Origin of the sequence: Aeromonas sp. R4-1, assembly GCF_040908325.1 — a bacterium.
GTDB lineage: Bacteria > Pseudomonadota > Gammaproteobacteria > Enterobacterales > Aeromonadaceae > Aeromonas > Aeromonas veronii.
Genome location: NZ_JBFODM010000038.1, coordinates 74,301 through 93,146, shown reverse-complemented (window position 1 = coordinate 93,146; position 18,846 = coordinate 74,301). Strand labels below are relative to the sequence as shown.

General features: G+C 61.0%; 15 protein-coding genes. 7 read left to right on the top strand and 8 right to left on the bottom strand.

Going from position 1 to position 18,846, the window contains the following annotated elements:
- Nucleotides 1-34: 34 nt before the first annotated feature.
- The 5 genes from AB5Y90_RS05975 (at nt 35) to AB5Y90_RS05955 (ending at nt 8,743) form a co-directional block, all read left to right on the top strand.
- Nucleotides 35-3,094: a beta-galactosidase gene (locus tag AB5Y90_RS05975; protein ID WP_368166658.1), complete on the top strand. Its 3,060-nt coding sequence runs from the start codon at nt 35-37 to the stop codon at nt 3,092-3,094.
- Between the two features lie 276 nt (nt 3,095-3,370).
- Nucleotides 3,371-4,357 carry a galactose/glucose ABC transporter substrate-binding protein MglB gene (mglB, locus tag AB5Y90_RS05970; protein WP_005340747.1) on the top strand — a complete coding sequence of 329 codons (987 nt, stop codon included), beginning with the start codon at nt 3,371-3,373 and terminating at the stop codon, nt 4,355-4,357.
- Between the two features lie 53 nt (nt 4,358-4,410).
- Complete coding sequence (gene mglA / locus AB5Y90_RS05965) at nt 4,411-5,931, top strand: galactose/methyl galactoside ABC transporter ATP-binding protein MglA (RefSeq protein ID WP_368166657.1); 1,521 nt, start codon at nt 4,411-4,413, stop codon at nt 5,929-5,931.
- A 16-nt stretch (nt 5,932-5,947) separates the two neighbouring features.
- Nucleotides 5,948-6,958, top strand: a complete 1,011-nt coding sequence (mglC, locus tag AB5Y90_RS05960; RefSeq protein WP_005342585.1) for a galactose/methyl galactoside ABC transporter permease MglC — start codon at nt 5,948-5,950, stop codon at nt 6,956-6,958.
- 51 nt (nt 6,959-7,009) lie between these two features.
- Nucleotides 7,010-8,743, top strand: a complete 1,734-nt coding sequence (locus AB5Y90_RS05955) for a methyl-accepting chemotaxis protein (RefSeq protein WP_224969252.1) — start codon at nt 7,010-7,012, stop codon at nt 8,741-8,743.
- A 67-nt stretch (nt 8,744-8,810) separates the two neighbouring features.
- On the opposite strand, the gene trmA is transcribed toward AB5Y90_RS05955, so the two are convergent.
- Nucleotides 8,811-9,944, bottom strand: a complete 1,134-nt coding sequence (gene trmA, locus AB5Y90_RS05950) for a tRNA (uridine(54)-C5)-methyltransferase TrmA (protein WP_368166656.1) — start codon at nt 9,942-9,944, stop codon at nt 8,811-8,813.
- 170 nt (nt 9,945-10,114) lie between these two features.
- On the opposite strand from trmA, the gene AB5Y90_RS05945 reads away from it, so the two are divergent.
- Complete coding sequence (locus AB5Y90_RS05945; protein ID WP_307895974.1) at nt 10,115-11,257, top strand: DUF5610 domain-containing protein; 1,143 nt, start codon at nt 10,115-10,117, stop codon at nt 11,255-11,257.
- Between the two features lie 89 nt (nt 11,258-11,346).
- Nucleotides 11,347-11,880 carry an ATP--cob(I)alamin adenosyltransferase gene (locus tag AB5Y90_RS05940; RefSeq protein ID WP_101530434.1) on the top strand — a complete coding sequence of 178 codons (534 nt, stop codon included), beginning with the start codon at nt 11,347-11,349 and terminating at the stop codon, nt 11,878-11,880.
- A 99-nt stretch (nt 11,881-11,979) separates the two neighbouring features.
- Here AB5Y90_RS05940 and malZ read toward each other — a convergent pair whose 3' ends face one another.
- The 7 genes from malZ to AB5Y90_RS05905 form a co-directional block, all read right to left on the bottom strand.
- On the bottom strand, nt 11,980-13,809 hold the full coding sequence (malZ, locus tag AB5Y90_RS05935) for a maltodextrin glucosidase (protein ID WP_307895976.1): 1,830 nt from the start codon (nt 13,807-13,809) through the stop codon (nt 11,980-11,982).
- A 5-nt stretch (nt 13,810-13,814) separates the two neighbouring features.
- Complete coding sequence (locus AB5Y90_RS05930; RefSeq protein ID WP_005355498.1) at nt 13,815-14,645, bottom strand: HDOD domain-containing protein; 831 nt, start codon at nt 14,643-14,645, stop codon at nt 13,815-13,817.
- 88 nt (nt 14,646-14,733) lie between these two features.
- Nucleotides 14,734-15,150, bottom strand: a complete 417-nt coding sequence (locus AB5Y90_RS05925) for an META domain-containing protein (RefSeq protein WP_368166655.1) — start codon at nt 15,148-15,150, stop codon at nt 14,734-14,736.
- Nucleotides 15,151-15,315: 165 nt separating this feature from the next.
- Nucleotides 15,316-16,677 (bottom strand): molecular chaperone, encoded by a 1,362-nt coding sequence (gene yegD / locus AB5Y90_RS05920; RefSeq protein WP_368166654.1) that lies wholly within the window; start codon nt 16,675-16,677, stop codon nt 15,316-15,318.
- 92 nt (nt 16,678-16,769) lie between these two features.
- Nucleotides 16,770-17,759, bottom strand: coding sequence for a 2-hydroxyacid dehydrogenase (locus tag AB5Y90_RS05915; protein WP_005340720.1), 990 nt, complete (start codon nt 17,757-17,759; stop codon nt 16,770-16,772).
- A gap of 74 nt (nt 17,760-17,833) precedes the next feature.
- Nucleotides 17,834-18,328: a CreA family protein gene (locus AB5Y90_RS05910; protein WP_005355485.1), complete on the bottom strand. Its 495-nt coding sequence runs from the start codon at nt 18,326-18,328 to the stop codon at nt 17,834-17,836.
- Between the two features lie 26 nt (nt 18,329-18,354).
- The gene (locus AB5Y90_RS05905) at nt 18,355-18,801 is read right to left on the bottom strand and encodes a DUF962 domain-containing protein (RefSeq protein WP_257124138.1); all 447 of its coding nucleotides are present in this window, start codon (nt 18,799-18,801) and stop codon (nt 18,355-18,357) included.
- Nucleotides 18,802-18,846 lie beyond the last annotated feature (45 nt).

Here is an 18,846-nt window from a genome sequence, read left to right as displayed (position 1 = left end):
TGAATTCGTTTTTCAATCAGCAGGGAGAGAGTGAATGCTCAGGGAGATAGTGGCGCGTCAGGATTGGCAGACTCAGGCCATTACGTCGGTAAACCGTCTGGCTGCCCATACCCCCATGTTCAGCTGGCGCAGCGAAGCGGATGCCAGGGGTGATCTGGCCTCTTCCTCCCGTCTCTTGCTCGATGGCGAGTGGCGCTTCTCCTTCTTTGCCGCTCCCGAATTGGTGCCCGAGAGCTGGCTGGCGCAGGATCTGGTGGATGTTTGCCCCATTACAGTGCCGGGCAACTGGCAGCTGGATGCCGCCTATCCGGCCGCGCGGCCGCCCACCGATGGCCCCATCTATACCAATATCAAGTACCCCTTTCCTTGCGATCCGCCCCGAGTGCCAGCAGAGAACCCCACCGGTTGCTACTCACGCGAGTTCGAACTTCCTACCGACTGGCTGGCCAGTGGCCAGAGCCGGATCATCTTCGACGGGGTGAGCAGCGCCTTCCACCTCTTCTGCAACGGCCGCTGGGTCGGTTACTCCCAGGACAGCCGCCTGCCCGCCGAATTCGATCTGACTCCTTATCTGCAAGCCGGTCGCAACCGGCTGGCGGTGCTGGTGCTGCGCTGGTCCGATGGCTCCTATCTGGAAGATCAGGATATGTGGTGGCTGTCGGGGATCTTTCGCTCCGTCAGCCTGCTGCACAAACCGTCCCGCCATCTGATGGATATGCGGGTGACGCCTGAGCTGGATGCCTGCTATCGGGATGGCCGTCTCAAGATTGCCCTGCAGGTGGCCAATGCGGCCGCTCTGTCGGTTGAGGCCAATCTCTATGACGGCGGCGAGCGGGTCGCGACCCTGCACCAGCCGATTGGCACCCAAGTCTTTGACGAAAAAGGGGCTTATGACGATCGCGCCGAGCTGTGGCTCGATGTAGCTGCGCCGCACAAGTGGAGCGCCGAGACGCCCCATCTCTATCGCCTTACCCTGACGTTGCTGGACGAGCAGGGCCAGGCCATCGAGAGCGAGGCGTGCGATGTGGGCTTTCGGGTGGTGGAGATCCGTGGCGGTCTGCTGCGGGTCAATGGTCAGCCGCTGCTTGTTCGCGGTGCCAACCGTCATGAACACCATCCCGCCAAGGGTTATGCCATCGATCGTGCCACCATGGAGCAGGATCTGCTGCTGATGAAGCGGTACAACTTCAATGCAGTGCGCTGTTCCCACTATCCCAACCATCCCGATTTTTATCGCCTGTGCGACCGGCTCGGCCTCTATGTGGTGGACGAGGCGAATCTGGAGACCCACGGCATGACTCCGATGGGGCGGCTGGCGCGGGATCCCGCCTGGAGCAACGTCTTTCTGGAGCGGGCGACCCGCATGGTGGCGCGGGATTTCAATCACCCCTCCATCATCATCTGGTCGCTCGGCAACGAGTCGGGTTACGGCCCGGCCCACGATGCCATGTATGGCTGGATCAAGCGCAGCGATCCGAGCCGTCCGGTGCAGTATGAGGGGGGCGGGGCCGATACCCCGGCGACCGACATTATCTGTCCCATGTATGCCAGAACCCATCAGGATCAGCCTTTCCCGGCGGTGCCAAAGTGGGCGCTGGCCAAGTGGATCGGCCTGCCCGGCGAGCACCGGCCGTTGATCCTCTGCGAATATGCCCACGCCATGGGTAACAGTCTGGGGGGCTACGCCCACTACTGGCAGGCGTTTCGCGATCATCCACGCCTGCAAGGCGGGTTTGTCTGGGATTGGGTCGATCAGGGGCTCGACAAATACACCGCCGATGGTCGCCACTACTGGGGCTATGGCGGCGATTTTGGTGATGTGCAAAACGATCGCCAGTTCTGCTGCAACGGTCTGCTGTTCCCGGATCGCACCCCCCATCCCGCGCTGTTTGAGGCAAAGCGCGCCCAGCAGCCGTTCCGCTTCACTCTGCTTGAGCACACCCCGCTGCGGGTGCGGATCGAGAGCGAATATCTGTTTCGGGAAACCGACAACGAGCGGCTTTGCTGGCAGTTGTGCGAGAACGGCCATGTGCAGCAGCAGGGGGAGATCTCCCTTGAGCTGGCGCCACAGGGAGTGGTCGAGTTGACCCTGAGCGGGACGCTGCCTCCCTTTGCGGCAGGCTCACTGGCCTGGCTCGATCTGGCCATCGTTCAGCCCCAGGCCACCCTCTGGTCGCAGGCAGATCACAAGGTCGCCCGCCAGCAGTTCACCCTGCCGAGCCCCCTTGCCCTGCCAGCGCCAGTCGCTGCCGCCACCCTGAGCGAGCAGCCGGATGGCTGGCGGATCACCGCCACAAACAGCCAGTGGCGGCTCGACAAGCTGAGCGGCCGTATCACCAGCTGGCAAAAATCGGGGCAGGAGCAGTTGCTGGCGCCGATCATTGATCACTTCTATCGCGCACCGCTCGACAACGACATCGGCACCAGCGAAGCGGATCACGCCGACCCCAACTCCTGGATTGCCCGCTGGCAGGCGTGTGGTCTCGGTCAGTGGCAGCACCGCTGTCTGGGGATCGCGGTCGTCGGAGGGGATATCCGGGTCAGTCATGGCTACTTCCACCGCGATGAGCTGCTGCTGGTGAGTTACTGGCATCACCGCTTTACCGACGATGGCGCCATGAGCCTGGAGATAGAGACCGAGCTGGCGCAGGCGCTGCCTTCACTGCCGCGGATTGGCCTGTTGCTTCATCTGGCCGAGGTCCCGGCGCGAGCAGAATGGCTGGGGCGTGGCCCTCACGAGAACTATCCGGATCGCCTGCTGGGCGCCGATCTGGGGCGCTGGAGTTTGCCGCTGGAGGCGATGCATACACCTTATATCTTCCCGAGTGACAACGGCTTGCGCTGCGATACCCGCCAGTTGCAGCTGGGCAGCACGACGGTGAGCGGCAGCTTCCATTTCAGTGCCAGCCGCTTCAGTCAGCAGCAGTTGGCTGCCGCCCGTCACCAGAGCGATCTGGTGGCCGAAGAGGGGCTGTGGGTCTGCCTCGATGGCGCCCATATGGGGGTGGGCGGGGATGACTCCTGGAGCCAGAGCGTGCGTCCCGAGTATCAACTGCTCGAGCATCGTTACCGTTGGGGCTGCACTCTCCGTTAATCCAGCTATTGAAGCGACTGTCGAGCCAGTGCGCCATTTTGACAACAGACCAGTAACGACTAGCCTCAATGCTGTGGGAAAGATTGAGTCTCAAATCTGATTTTTATTTATATGTATTTGAAAAATAAATATAAAGTTTCAATGTAACAGAGTGTAAACGTTTTCATTTTGTCGTCATGATCACAGAAGAAATGACAACAAACTGATTACATTGATTGGCGCTTGCTCAATTGCTCGCCACCCTACAACACAGATAGACACATCGGAGCACACATAATGAAAAAACTGACCACAGTTGCCGCCCTGCTGATGGGCATGATGGCTGGAGCCAATGCCCAGGCTGACACCCGTATCGGGGTAACCGTCTACAAGTACGACGACAACTTCATGGCGGTCGTGCGCAAGGCCATCGAGAAGGAGGCGGCAGCCACTCCGGGGGTGGAACTGCTGATGAACGACTCCCAGAACGACCAGTCCAAGCAGAACGACCAGATCGATGTGCTGCTGGCCAAAGGGGTGAAGGCGCTGGCCATCAACCTGGTAGACCCGGCTGCGGCCCCGGTGGTGATTGAGAAAGCCCGTGGCGAAGATATCCCGGTAGTCTTCTACAACAAGGAGCCGAGCGCTACCGATCTGGCCAGCTACGACAAGGCCTACTACGTGGGCACTGACTCCAAGGAGTCAGGGATCATCCAGGGTCAACTGATTGCCAAACACTGGAAAGCCCATCCGGAGTGGGATCTGAACAAGGATGGCGTGATCCAGTTCGTGCTGCTGAAAGGGGAGCCGGGCCACCCGGATGCCGAAGCGCGCACCTCCTACGTGGTCAAGACCCTGAACGATGGTGGCGTCAAGACTGAACAACTGCACATGGATACCGGTATGTGGGATACCGCCATGGCGAAAGACAAGATGGATGCCTGGATCTCCGGCCCCAACGCCAACAAGATCGAAGTGGTCATCGCCAACAACGACGGCATGGCAATGGGTGCGGTCGAGTCACTGAAAGCCCAGGGCAAGACTGCCATTCCGGTATTCGGCGTCGATGCGCTGCCGGAAGCGCTGGCCATGGTCAAGAGCGGCGCCATGGCGGGTACCGTGCTGAACGATGCGGCCAACCAGGCCAAAGCCACCTTCGAGCTGACCAAGAACCTGGCTGAAGGCAAACCGGCCGGTGAAGGCACCAAGTGGAATATCGTCGACAAGGTAGTACGTGTTGCCTACGTCGGTGTGGATAAAGACAACCTGTCCCAATTCGAGTAATTCCCTCCTCCAGGGCAAGGGAGATCCCCTTGCCCTTTTTTCAACCAGATGTGATGGCTGATATGACAACACAGCAACAATCAGAATGGCTGTTGGAGATGATTGACGTCAGTAAGAGCTTTCCCGGCGTCAAGGCACTCGATAATGTCAATTTACGGGTCCGTCCTCATTCTGTGCATGCGTTGATGGGCGAGAACGGAGCGGGAAAATCCACACTGCTCAAGTGCCTGTTCGGCATTTACGAGAAGGATCAGGGCAAGATCTTCTTCAAGGGGCAGGAGATCAACTTCACCTCCTCGAAAGAGGCGCTGGAAAATGGCGTCTCCATGGTGCATCAGGAGCTCAACCTGGTGTTGCAGCGTACCGTGATGGACAACATGTGGCTCGGCCGCTACCCGACCAAGGGGGGGTTCATCGACCACGGCAAGATGTATGACGACACCAAGCGTATTTTCGATGAACTCGATATCGACATCGACCCCAGGGTCAAGGTCGCGACCCTGTCGGTCTCCCAGATGCAGATGATCGAGATCGCCAAGGCGTTCTCCTACGATGCCAAGATCGTCATCATGGACGAACCCACCTCCTCGCTGACCGAGAAAGAGGTGAACCACCTCTTCAAGATCATCAACAAGTTGAAGGAGAAGGGGTGCGGCATCGTCTACATCTCTCACAAGATGGAGGAGATCTTCCAGCTCTGTGACGAGATCACCATATTGCGGGATGGCCAGTGGGTGGCAACCCAGCCGCTCAAGGGGATGACCATGGATCAGATCATCGGCATGATGGTCGGCCGTGAACTGACCCAGCGTTTCCCGGAAAAGACCAACCAGCCGAAAGAGGTGATCCTCGAGATCGAACACCTGACGGCGAAGAACCAGCCCTCCATTCAGGATGTGACCTTCAACCTGCACAAGGGGGAGATCCTCGGCATCGCCGGACTGGTGGGGGCCAAGCGCACCGATATTGTCGAGACCCTGTTCGGTATTCGCGATCGCAGCCAGGGCAGCATCAAGCTGCACGGCAAAGAGGTGGCCAACCACAACGCCCACGAAGCGATCCGCAACGGCTTTGCGCTGGTGACGGAAGAGCGCCGTTCCACCGGTATCTACTCCCGGCTCGATATCGCCTTCAACTCCCTGATCGCCAACATGGACAGCTACAAGGGCTCCATGGGGCTGCTCAGCGACAACAAGATGAAGAGCGATACCCAGTGGGTGATCGACTCCATGCGGGTCAAGACGCCGACCCAGCAGACCCAGATCGGTTCCCTCTCCGGGGGCAACCAGCAGAAGGTGATCATCGGTCGCTGGCTGCTGACCCAGCCGGAGATCCTGATGCTCGACGAGCCAACCCGCGGCATCGACGTGGGGGCCAAGTTCGAGATCTACCAGCTCATCCTGGAGCTGGCGAAGAAGGACAAAGGGATCATCATCATCTCGTCGGAGATGCCGGAGTTGCTGGGGATCACTGACCGCATCATGGTGATGAGCAATGGCCGGGTCGCCGGGATCGTCAATACCAAAGAAACTGACCAGAGCGAGATACTGCGCCTGGCATCTCTGTACCTCTAGAGACAGGAAGACATTTATGGAGTCGGCTAAAAATTTCAATCTGATGCAGGCGCTCAAGGAAAACGCCATCTACTTGGTGCTGCTGGTGCTGCTCATGGTCATCGTGATCCAGGAGCCCTCCTTCCTGAGCCTCACCAACTTCAGCAACATCCTGACCCAGTCCTCGGTGCGGGTCATCATCGCGCTGGGGGTGGCGGGCATCATTATCACTCAGGGGACGGACCTCTCGGCCGGTCGTCAGGTCGGTCTGGCGGCGCTCATCGCGGCGACCATGCTGCAGGCGCTGACCAACGTCAACAAGGTGTTCCCGACGCTGGGGGAGGTGCCCATTCCTGCGGTGATCCTGCTGGTGTGCGTGGTGGGTGCCCTGATAGGTCTGGTCAACGGTCTTATCGTCGCCTATCTGAACGTGACCCCCTTTATCACCACCCTGGGGACCATGATCATCGTCTACGGTATCAACTCCCTCTACTTCGATTCGGTGGGCGCTTCGCCGGTGGCCGGTTTTGACCCCCGATTCTCCAGCTTCGCCCAGGGCTTTATCCGGATCGGCGGCTTCAAACTCTCGTACCTCACCTTCTACGCGGCCATCGCCAGCGTCTTTGTCTGGGTGCTGTGGAACAAGACCCGCTTTGGCAAGAACATCTTCGCCATCGGCGGCAACCCGGAAGCGGCCAAGGTCTCCGGCGTCAACGTGGCGGTCAATCTGGTCATGATCTATGCGCTGGCTGGGGTCTTCTACGCCTTCGGCGGCATGCTGGAAGCGGGCCGGATCGGCAGTGCCACCAACAACCTCGGCTTCATGTACGAGCTCGATGCCATCGCGGCGTGCGTGGTGGGCGGGGTGTCGTTTGCCGGCGGGGTGGGAACTGTCGCAGGTGTGATCACCGGCGTACTTATCTTCACCCTGATCAACTATGGTTTGACCTATATCGGCGTCAGCCCTTATTGGCAGTTCATCATCAAGGGCGGCATCATCATTCTGGCGGTGGCATTGGACTCCATGAAGTACGCCAAGAAGAAATAACGATTGGCAGGGAGGGTTGGCAGTGCCAGCCCTCTCTTCTGGAGGGATCCCATGCCATTCAAGGTCAAGATTTACGTCCTGTTGTTGCTGGCCATTTTGGTCACCATCGGTACCGCCTGGTTCAGCGTCAATCACTTCATCAGCGCCTACATCCGCACCCAGGCGACCAAGAACATCAACGAACAGATCACCCTGGTCAAAGAGAAGCTGGCCAGCGACATCAATCAGAAGATCCTGTTGGCCGCCAACCTCAACTTCGGGGTGACCAACGTCAAGAAGACCCTGCAAGAGACCGGCTTTCACAACATCGTCAAGGTGATCGGCGACATGGCCTTCGATGTGAACGGGGTCATCAATGACAACGCCAAAGTCGATGCCCTGCGCAAGCTGATCCCCGCCGCCAACAACCAGATCACCGTCAGCCCGCTGCAACAGGTGGATGGCAAGCCGGTCATCACCATTCTGGTGCCGCGCGGCGCCGATTCCGCCTATCTCTACTACCTCGACATGAGCGAGTTCAAAAGCCTGCTGGAGAAGATGAGTGGCGATGGCCGTTACTTCTCGCTGGCCGACAGTCAGGGCAACAACCTCTATGACAGCAAGCCGCAGGGGGAGAGTGAAGCACGCCCCAACCAGCTGGATATTCGTGGCAGTAGCTGGACCCTGACCGGCTACATCGATCTTGACTACATCCGGGCCATGACCCGGGCCCTCAACGGCCAGATCATCATGGCGCTGTGCGGCGTGGCGATCGTGGTGATGGTGCTGGCGATGCTGGCACTCAATGTGGCCTATCGCCCCATCCTCTCGCTGCGGGATCTGGTGCTGGAGCTCTCTCGCGGCAGCGGCGATCTCACCCGCCGACTGGCGGTGACCAGCAAGGATGACCTTGGCCAAATCTCGGCTGGCATCAACCGCTTTATCGAGCGACTGCAGGAGATGATGGGGGAGGTGCGACAGGCGAGCGGCCAGCTCAACAGCGGCATCGAGGGGTTGGCCAGCCAGACCGGCGCCGCCCAGTCCCTGCTGGCGGACCATGTACGCGAGACCGAGCAGGTGGTGACCGCCATCAACGAGATGAGCCGCACCGCGGTCTCCGTCTCCGAGAGTGCAGCCAGCACCGCCCAACTTACCGGTCAGAGCCAGCAGCTGGCGAGCCAGTCCCGTCAGGTGGTGGATCAGGCGATGGCCAGCGTGATGGCGCTGGTGGACGAAGTGGAAGCCACTGCCCGCTCCATCGAGGCGATGCAGCAGGATGTGCAGCAGATTGGCTCTGTATTGGGGGTGATCGGCAGCATTGCCGAACAGACCAACCTGCTGGCCCTCAATGCCGCCATCGAGGCGGCCCGCGCCGGTGAACAGGGGCGAGGTTTTGCGGTGGTGGCAGACGAGGTGCGTTCCCTCGCGGCCCGTACTCAGCAGAGCACAGCTGAGATCCAGACCATGCTGGCCAGTCTGCAGCGGGGCACCCGAACTGTGGTGGATGCCATGGGCAACACCAAGCAGAGCTGTCAGGGGGCGGCCGAGAACACTACCAGGGTCAACGAGTCGCTGGATCTGATGGCCGGAGAAGTGGTGGAGATCAACGATCTCATCAGCCATATCGCCACGGCGGCGGAGCAGCAGAGCGCGGTGGCCGAAGAGATCAACCGCAACATGAGCGCCATCGCCGAAGTGATCCGCCAGCTGACCCACAATGGCGAAGCGACGGTCGCCAGCTCCGTGGCGATGCAGCAGACCTACGACCGGCTGCGGGAGATCGTGGGTCACTTCCGGCTGGAGTGAGGCCGATGTTCAGCCAATAACAAAACAGGGCCATCCGGCCCTGTTGTTGTTTTCCTGTCTGCCTGAATCAACCGGCCTTGCGGCGCAGATAGACCCCGGCTTCCATGTGATGAGTCCAGGGGAACTGGTCAAACAGGGCGAAACGGGCGATTTCGTGGGTTTCGCCCAGCACGGCCATGTTGGCCTGCAGGGTATCTGGGTTGCAGGAGATGTAGAGGATGTTGTCGTACTCCTGCACCAGCTTGACGGTGGCATCGTCGAGACCGGCGCGGGGCGGGTCGACGAAGATGGTGTTGCACTGGTAGCTCTTGAGGTCGACCCCCTTGAGGCGGTTGAACTCCCGCTCGCCACGCATCGCCATGGTGAACTCCTCGGCCGACATGCGCAGGATGATCAGGTTGTCGACGCCGTTGGCGGCGATGTTGAACTGGGCGGAGTCGACGCTCGGCTTGGCGATCTCGGTGGCCAGCACCTTGCGGAAGTTCTGCGCCAGCGCGATGGAGAAGTTGCCATTGCCGCAATAGAGCTCCAGCAGGTCCCCTTCGCTCCCCTTGGTCACATCCAGCGCCCAGGCCAGCATCTGCTCGTTGATGGCGGCGTTGGGCTGGGTGAAGCTGTTCTCCACCTGCTTGTAGATGAGCTGGCGACCCGCCACGTTGAGCTGTTCGATGACGAAGTCATCCCCCAGACAGATCTTCTGCTTGTGGGCGCGGCCAATCAGCTGCAGCTCGAACCCCTTGGCGCGCAGATCGGCCTGCAGCACTTCGGCGGCTTGTTGCCATTCGGCCTCCAGCTTGCGGTGATAGAGCAGGCTGACAATGATCTGGCCGGACTGGGTGGAGAGGTAGTCGATCTGGAACAGCTTGCGGCGCAGCACCGGGTGTGGGCGCAGCCCCTCCAGCAGCAGAGGCATCAACTGGTTGATGAGGCGGCTGGCGGTGGGGAAGTGGCCTATCTTGATGATCTCTTTGGTCGCCGGGGCATACATGCAGTGGAAGAGGTCATCCCCTTCGTGCCAGATGCGAAATTCGGCGCGCATCCGGTAGTACTCCGCCGGCGAGCTGTGCACTTCCAGCGCCGGGAGGGTGAAACCGGCAAACAGCTCGGTGAGGCGAGCGCGCTTTTCGTCGAGTTGGGCCTGATAGTCGGCCGCGGTTCTAGGCGCCGGAGCGTTCGCGGAAGGCTGTTGGGACTGGGTCATAAATACCTCACATGCACACCGGCCGGGCCGGGTCGAAATCGGGGGAAGGCAACAGGCCACCCAAAGGGGCCCGATTTTAAAAGCCAGCCGCAGATTGTCCAGCATTTTGTGGTCAAGAAGTGTTCAGTCAGGCCGATAGCTGATCTACAGGCATGGTGGGAGGACACATTATGCAGATCGAAGGCGTGGGCGCAGCCCAACCCAAGGGAGTGGGTGTTTCTCCCAAATCGCCCCAACAGGCGGAGCAGAAACAGGTCAAGAGCGAGGAGGCGGTCTCCTTGCACAAGCCGCCCAAGTGGGCGCAGGTGCTGATCCAGCAGGCATTGCAGTTCTCGCTGGAGATCAACGGCCAGGGCTATCAGGCGCCGAAGGTGAAAGAACCTGAGGAGATCACCCCTGAGACCCTGTTTGACTTCCAGTCGGTGGCGGACAACGTGCTGCAGTTCGTGACCGGGCGGCTTGGTGCCGCGCGGGCCGATGGCAAATCCGACGACGACCTGACCGGGATGATGGAGCAGGCCCGCAAGGGGGTCGACAAGGGCTTTGACGAAGCGAAGAAGCAGCTCGGCAAGTGGGCGACCGACAACGACGATATCAAAACCGGTATCGATCAGAGCTACAAGCTGATCCAGAAAGGGCTCGAGGAGTTCGAGAAGGAGTTCTTCGGCAAGGTTTCTCCGACCGACATGGGACAGGCCGAGATGGCCAGTCGCCAGCAGGGGTATCTGGAGATCCAGACCAAGGATGGCGACAAGGTAGTGCTGCGCTTCAACGACAGCTGGCAGACCAAGTCCCAGAGCAGCGAGAGCGGTAGCCAGTTCAGCCTCAAATCGAGCCAGAGCTTCAGCTTCTCGCTGGAGGGGGATCTCAACAGTGACGAGATGGAGTCCATCGGCAAGCTGGTCAAGGGGATAGACGAGCTGGCGGGGAGCTTCTTCTCTGGCAACTTCGAGGATCTGCTGGACAAGGCGGGCGAACTGAAACTGGATGACAGCCAGCTGGCCTCCTACTCCCTCAAGCTCAAGCAGAGCGTCAAGCTGAGCCAGACCTATCAGGGGGCGCACTCCCTGCAGGATCTGATCAAGCCGTTTGCCGACTACCTGCCGAAGCTGGATCAGGTGCAGAAACAGGCGGATACCCTGCTGCCACCATCCCAGCAACAGGCGCTGACCCCGGCCGTGCTGGCCGCGAGAGGAGAAGAGGAACCGGCGCAGGTCGATCGCTTCACCAGCTTCAACCAGCGGATGCTGGAGGCGCTGCGGATGATCAACCAGTTCCAGCCCTCCACTGAGCCCACCAGTAAGAACGCCTGAGCCACAGCGCGTTACGCAAGTAATAACCTGCCGTTTGCCAGCCCTTCCCGGGGCTGGCAAACTGGCCTTTTCTCCAATCCGGTTGCCCCATGAACCCCAAGAAGCCAAGAGACAAGCGCGAGCTCTGCTACCCCTTTATCTTCGAAACCTCGTTCAAATGTGATTTTGAAATCGCCACAGACGAGCTCTGTTGTCAGGTCGGGGCTGTGCTGTCACACCTTGCGCCGGATGCCGATACCGAGCCCATGCTGGCGGATCTCGCGGCGTTGCAGCGGCTTATCTACAACCTCAACGGCTCGGTGCGCGGCAAGCTGGGGATCTTCGACGCAGATCTTGAGTGGCTCAAGGCCCGTTACGACCACTACAACGAGGCGAGTCGCGGCAGCGTCACCGGTTTTGTGCTGCCACAGGGGCCGCAGCCCATTCCAACCCTCCATCTGTGCCGCTGCGGCAGCAAGAAGGTGGTGCGGCTGCTGGTCCGGCTGGAAGAGAGCGGGGTGGCCTTCGATCCCATTCTCTATCGCTTCGCCAACCTGCTGGCCAACTTCTTCTTCGTGCTCACCGTCTACCTCAAGCAGCGCTGGCAGGTGCCGGAAGTGCCCTACGTCAGCATCAACTACTGATGGCGGCTGGTTAGGGGCCAGACGTCATGGTGGATTGAGCGGAATAAAAAACCGGAGCCTTGGGCTCCGGTTTTGTTTTTCAGCGCGTCAGTTGCCCGCTCAGCTGGAGATCAGCACCCGGGCCGAGTTGGCGGGGATGGTGAGCTGCACCTCGCCCTGCACCACTTCAAACTTCTCGCCGTTGAAGGCGTCGGTGAAGCGGCTGGCAGGGCTGGCGGTCTGCCACAGGGGCAGGCTGATGGTGCGCGGCTCGCTCGGGTGGCGGTTGCAGGCTACTACCACCTGATCGCTTTGCAGGGTACGGGCGAACACATAGCTGTGGGGCCCGGCGTAGAGGGTCTGGATATCGCCACGGCGCAGGGAGGGGCGCTGGCGGCGGATCTGGATCAGCCGACGATAGTGGTCGTGCAGCACATGATCCCAGTCTGTGGTATCCCACGGGAAGCAGCGGCGGCAGTCCGGGTCGTTGCCGCCGGAGAGCCCCACTTCATCGCCGTAGTAGATGGACGGCACACCGATATAGGTGAGCAGCAGGGTGGCGGCCAGCTGCATCCGCTGCTTGTCTTCACCCAGCAGGTGGAGGAAGCGGGCGGTATCGTGGCTGTCCAGCAGGTTGAACTGGGCCAGCTGGTTCTTGAACGGAATGTGGGCCCGCGCCAGTTTGAGCCAGCGATCCAGCTCTTCGGCGCTGATCTTGATGGGGTGGTAGGCGATATCCTGCCCCGCCAGGAAGGCGCGGATCGGATGGGCGAAGCCGTAGTAGTTCATGGCGCCATCCTCCTGATCCCCTTGCAGCCACTGGCTCGCCTCGAAGAAGTGCTCACCCAGCACATAGGCGTCCGGGTTCTCCTGCTTCACCGCCCCGCGAATGGCGCGCACATGGCTGCGGTTGCCCTCGGCGGTGCCGCGCTCGCCCAGCATGTGGATGACGTCAAAGCGCCAGCCATCGATCTGGTAGGGGGCGCGCATCCAGTAACGGAGTATGGCGTCGTCAGCCCGATAGACGGCGTCCTGAACCTTCTCGCAGGAGAAGTCGAGTTTGGGCAGGCTGCGAATGCCCTTCCAGCTGACGTAATCCCCTTCTTTGTCAAAGGTGTAGAAGCTGCGCCACGGGGAGTCCGGGTTGCTCTGGGCCCCCAGTGGCGGGCAGAACCAGGGGTGCTCGGTAGAGGTGTGGTTGACCACCGCATCGAGGATGATCTTCATGCCGCGCTGGTGCAGGTTGCGGGTTAGCTCGGCGAACTGTTCGTTGCTGCCGAGGTGGGCATCGACCTTGAAGTAGTCCTGGGTGTCGTACTTGTGGTTGCTCGGGGAATCGAAGATGGGGTTGAGGTAGAGCGCCGTCACCCCGAGAGATTGCAGATAGTGCAGCTTGGCATCGATGCCCGCCAGATCGCCGCCATAGAATTCGCAGGCGCCGTGGCCCTCTTCGTGGCGACTGACCGGCTCGCCCCACGCCTTGCTGATCACCGCCTTGCCACGGTACTCGTACTCGTGATGCTTGACGCTCAGCGACGGATCGCCGTTGCAGAAGCGGTCGGGGAAGATCTGATAGAACACCTGATCCTGCACCCAGGCCGGTGGCTGGTGCAGGCTGTTGAAGCGAAAATGTTGCTCCCGTGGCGGCATGGACGCGCTGACGCCCGCCCCATGCAGCCACCACTGCTCCTCGTCGGTGAGGCACTTGAAGCTGTAGAGGTGGATATCCTGTCCCTTGATGAGCGGCAGGGTCGCCTGCCACACCTGCAGCCGATCGCGGGTGGAGACTGCCGTCATCGGGATCAGGTACTCCTCGTTATCCGGCTCGTGGCGCAGCCACACCTCGCGGATCGGCGTATCCAGCTCGCTAAAAAGGGTCAATTGCAGTGCGTCGGCGCTCTCTTTGAACCAGGGCGCCACCTGGGGATGAAACAGAAACGGATGGGTCATGATGCTTATTGAGTCAGAAGATCGGCGAGGGCATTACCCTGTTCATGCAGTGTTTCGAGCTGGCCTGCCAGCGACTTGGGATCCAGTCCCAACTGGTCGGCGAGCGGTTTAGGGAAGCGGGCGATGATGGCCTGGGCAGGCACGCCCGCGTTCCAGGCGAAGGAGATAAACACGGCGAGGCGGATCAGCACCGCCTCCTTGCTGACCGGATCGTGGGAGAGCGGGTCAAGCTGCTGGGAGATGGCATCGACGAAGGCCTCGGAGAGGTTCCAGCGCCGCGCCAGCTCGGCACCAAGCTGGGCATAGTCGTAGCCCAGCATCTCCCGCTGGGCCTCGACCCGGCTGCTGCCGTTCTGGATCGCCATGTTGATGAGCTCGGCCTCTTCCGGCAAGGTGCTCTGGATAAGCAGTTCGCCGATGTTGTGGATCAGAGCGCAGGTGAAGGCGGTCTCGGGATCCATCACCTTGGCCTCCTGGGCCAGGGTTTTGGCGATGGTGGCGACCTGGAAGGTCTCGGTCCAGAACTTGTTCTTGTCGAAGCTGGGCGGGGCCTTGAAGGTACCGATGATGCCGGAGGCGACCACCACGGAGCGCAGCCGGTTGAAGCCAAGCCGGATCACCGCCTGCTCAATGGAGGTCACTTCGTTGCCCCGGCGCAGGGCGGCCGAGTTGGCCATCCGCAGCACCTTGACGCTGATCACCTGATCCATGGCGATCTTGGCCGCAATCTCGTCGATGCGGGCATTCTCGTCGTTGAAGCTCTGCATCAACTCGTGCAGCAGCTTGGGAATAGTGGGGAGTTGTTTGATCTTGTCAAACAGGCGATCCATCGACATGGCTGAGGCAGCCTCCGTTGCGAACTCTGCCTCATATTGTGCCACAGCCGGACAACATGTTCCTGTTTGTGATGCGGCTTTGTGAGCGCTAGAACACCCAGTCGCGCAAGGTGTATTCCAAACGGTGCTGTTTGCCCTGCAGGATCAGGTTCTGACTGGTGCCGCTCAGGGTCGCCCCCTCGGTAAGGGTGGTCAGCACGGCCTGCTCTATGGTGTCCAGCGGCGGCATGCAGGCCATTTCGGTGCTGCCCAGACTGGTGACCCACAGTTTGTCATCTTCCAGATGGCCCTGACCGAAGTAGCGGTTGCAACCGGCGATGCCGTTGACGGTGAAGTGCTCGCCGATCTCGAAATCGGGGGGATTGTCGCGGGGGGTCTTGATCGGTTCGCCATCCAGTTTGCTCAGTACCCAGTGGTGGTGTTGCAGATCTTGCTGAACAAAGGCGGTCGAGCTGCAGCCAGCGAGCAGTAACAGGGGGATCAGCAAAAAGGGCAATCTGGGCATGAGGGGGCTCCGGTTGGGGGAGCGTCAAGAATACCCTTTTTGGGCAGTCGGGAGCAGGGTGGGAGAGGGGACGACCGACCGCTTCTGTCGCCCCTTGTCCCGCATGACTGTCGCTTAATGGCAACACCCGGGTGATGTTGCCATCGATTTACGCTATCTCAGGGCTCAGTTGGCGAACAGCCGCTCGGCATAACGGGCAAGACCGGCAGCCACCGAGCCGAAGTCATCGCCACCCTCAAGCGGGATGGACGGGAGCTTCTGGCGGATAAAGCTGGCGATCAGCGGCGAGCGGGCGCTACCGCCGGTGACGAAGATGCGATCCGGCTGCACACCGGCGGCGGCAATTGCTTCGTCCATCAGCTCGCCAATCTTCTCCAGCAGCAGGGCCGAGGCGTTGGCCAGCTGTTCGCGGGTCAGTTCCGCTTCCAGCCCTTTTTCCAGCTCGGCCAGCGACTGGCGATTGAGTTCCTGCTCCGAGAGGGCGATCTTGCCCTGCTCGGCACGCCACACCAGCTGGTGGCTCAGCTTGTGGGCCCGCAGGCTGGCCAGACGCCCCAGCTTGCTGCCGGGCTGGCTGTCGAGCTGCAGATCCTGCAGCTGGCGGGCGGTGTCGAGGCTGTAGAAGCGGCTCTGGGCGCTGACGTCGTTGATGGCGGCCGCATCCCAGAACAGCGGGTGGGGCAGCGGCTTGCCGGTCTTGAGGGTCTCGTGCATGCCGAGCAGCGGCATCATCCCCTCCACCGTCAGGCGGATATCGAAGTCGTTGCCGCCGATCCGCTGGCCGCTGTGGCCGAGCAGATCGCCGCTGCGATCCAGCTGATCGCGGTAGCTCGGGCCCATCCGCAGCATGGAGCAGTCGGTGGTACCGCCGCCGATATCCACCACCAGCACCACGGCGTCTTCGGTGAGGCGCGCCTCGAATTCAAACCCGGCGGCCACCGGCTCGTAGAGGAACTCCACCTGCTCGAAACCGGCCAGACGGGCCGCCTCGGTCAGGATGGCGATAGCTTGCTGGTTGCTCTCTTCCCCCGCCAGCCCCTGGAAGTTGACCGGTCGGCCGATCACCGCCTGGCGGATCGGGGCGTCGAGTTGCTGCTCCGCCTGCTGGCGGACATGGAGCATCATGGCGCAGACGATATCTTCAAACAGGGCGATCTGGGGGGCCTTGAGGCCATAAGCGCCGAGAAAGGATTTCGGTGACTTGATGTAGTAGCCGTCGTCCGGTTCTTCCAGATAGCGCTCCAGCGCGGCACCGCCAAAGCTCAGCTCGTCGATCAGTCCCTCTTCGCGCATCTGGCGGCGAACCATCTGGGCGCGGGTGACCACGGGGCCACGCAGTTTGAGGTACTCCGCCTGCTGGGCGGGGGCCAGCCCTTCGGCCAGCAGACCGGCGATAGCATCCCGGTGGGGGGCATGCAGGGTGGAGGGGAGATAGCGGGATGCGCCGAGATTGAGCAGCCTGGGGCTACCTTGTTCCATCACGGCCACGGCACAGTTGGAGGTGCCGTAATCAAATCCGATAAACATGGGCGCCAGACTCCTGAATAAAAAAGGGGGGCTAGCCTACCCGAAGGCGCCGGGTCTCACAACCCGGCGCGTGACGAAGAGAGGGCGAGCCCTTATTCCACTTCGTTGTCGCAGCGGCCCTGGCTCTCGATGGCGCGGATATTGCCGAGGGTGGTATCGGCGATGGCGTGCAGCGCCTCGCGGGTCAGGAATGCCTGATGGCCGGTGAACAGCACGTTGTGACAGGCGGACAGACGGCGGAACACGTCATCGGTGATCACCTCGTTGGACTTGTCGGAGAAGAAGAGATCCTCTTCCTCTTCGTAGACGTCCAGCCCCAGCGCGCCAATGCGGGAAGTCTTGAGCGCCTCGATGGCGGCGTTGGAGTCGAGCAGGCCGCCCCGGCTGGTGTTGATGATCATCACCCCGTCCTTCATCTTGGCGAATGCCTCCTTGTTCAACAGGTGGTAGTTCTCTTTGAACAGCGGGCAGTGCAGGCTGATGATGTCGGATTGGCGGAACAGAGTATCGAGATCCACGTACTCGGCACCCAGCTCGATGGCTGCCGGATTCTGGTAAGGATCGTTGACCAGCAGGCGAACCCCGAACCCCTTGAGGATGCGCAGGGCGGCCAGACCGATCTTGCCGGTGCCGATGACGCCAACGGTCTTGCCATGCATGTTGAAGCCGACCAGCCCTTCCAGCGAGAAGTTGGCGTCGCGGGTGCGCTGATAAGCCTTATGGATGCGGCGGTTGAGGCACATCATCATGCCGACGGCGTGTTCTGCGGTCGCCTCGGGGGAGTAGGCGGGCACCCGCACCACTTTCAGCCCCAGCTCTTTGGCGGCGGCCAGATCCACGTTGTTGTAACCGGCGCAGCGCAGGGCAATCACCTGGGTGCCGTTGGCAGCCAGTTCGGTCAATACCTCGCGGTCGGCATCGTCATTGACGAACAGACACACCACCGGGAAGCCGTGAGCCAGTCGGGCCGTTTTGGCCTCCAGCCGTACATCGAAAAACTCCAGGTCGAAGCCGTACTGGCTGTTGGCCTGGTTGAAATGCTCTTTGTCATAGCTCTTGGTACTGAATACGGCGACTTTCATGGTATGTGCTCCGCAGCGTGTGTGTCGTCAAATTACAACAAAATGGGTCAGCTATCACCGGACAAACCGGCTGGTTATTGTCCCCATGGCATGATGGGAACGGCGCTGACTGCACTCTTGTACGAACCATCCACCAGTTTGGTGCTGTAGGTCAGGTAAACCAGTGCATTGCGTTTCTTGTCGTAAAAACGCACCACTTTCTGCTCCTTGAACACCAGCGAGGTGCTGACATCGAACACCTCTTCCCCCGCCTTCAGCTTTTCGGGCAGGGTGATGGGGCCGATCTGGTGGCACGACAGGGAGGCGTGGGAGGGATCTTCCGCCAGGCCCAGCCCGCCTTTTACACCACCGGTCTTGGGGCGCGCCAGATAGCAGGCGACGCCGTCGATGCGCGGGTCGTCGAACGCCTCCACCAGGATCTTGTGGTTGGGGCCGAAGAGCTTGAAGGCGGTGCTCACTTCACCGACCGGGTCGGCCTTGTCGGCCAGCGCCGGGCCGGCAAACAGGGCCCCCAGCAGCAGGGGCAGGGCGCGGCGAAGGGCGTTATGTCGCGTGTGGTTATGTGTCATGGTCTCTCCTGTTGGCCCGGCATTCCTCAATAGGGGATGCCCAGACGACGATAGAGGCTGGCAAGCACCCAGGCGGGGCCTATCAGCAGAAATTGCAGGTCGGCGAGGAAGGAGGGGCGCTTGCCCTCGATCTTGTGGCCGACAAACTGGGCTATCCAGAGCAGCACGAACGCTGCCACGGCGGGCCACAACAGCGCCCCCTGCCATTGGTGGCAAATCCACAGTCCCAGTGCGGTCAGCCCGGCCATCCCCGCGAACAGCGAAAACGACAGCTGCAAATAGAACAGCAGCACCGGAATGGCTGCCACTGCCGCCCAGTTGAGGGGCTCTGGCAAGGGCCCGTGTGGCAGACACCAGAGCAGCGCCAGCGAGCAGAGATAGATGCCCGGCACCGCCAGCTTGTGGATGGCGACGTTGGCCGGATGGCGATGGCTCTGGCCGTACTGCGCAAACCACTCCTGGATTCCCTTCATGGCACCTCCCTGGCGCACTGTGTTCTCGCTGCCCGACCCTCATGG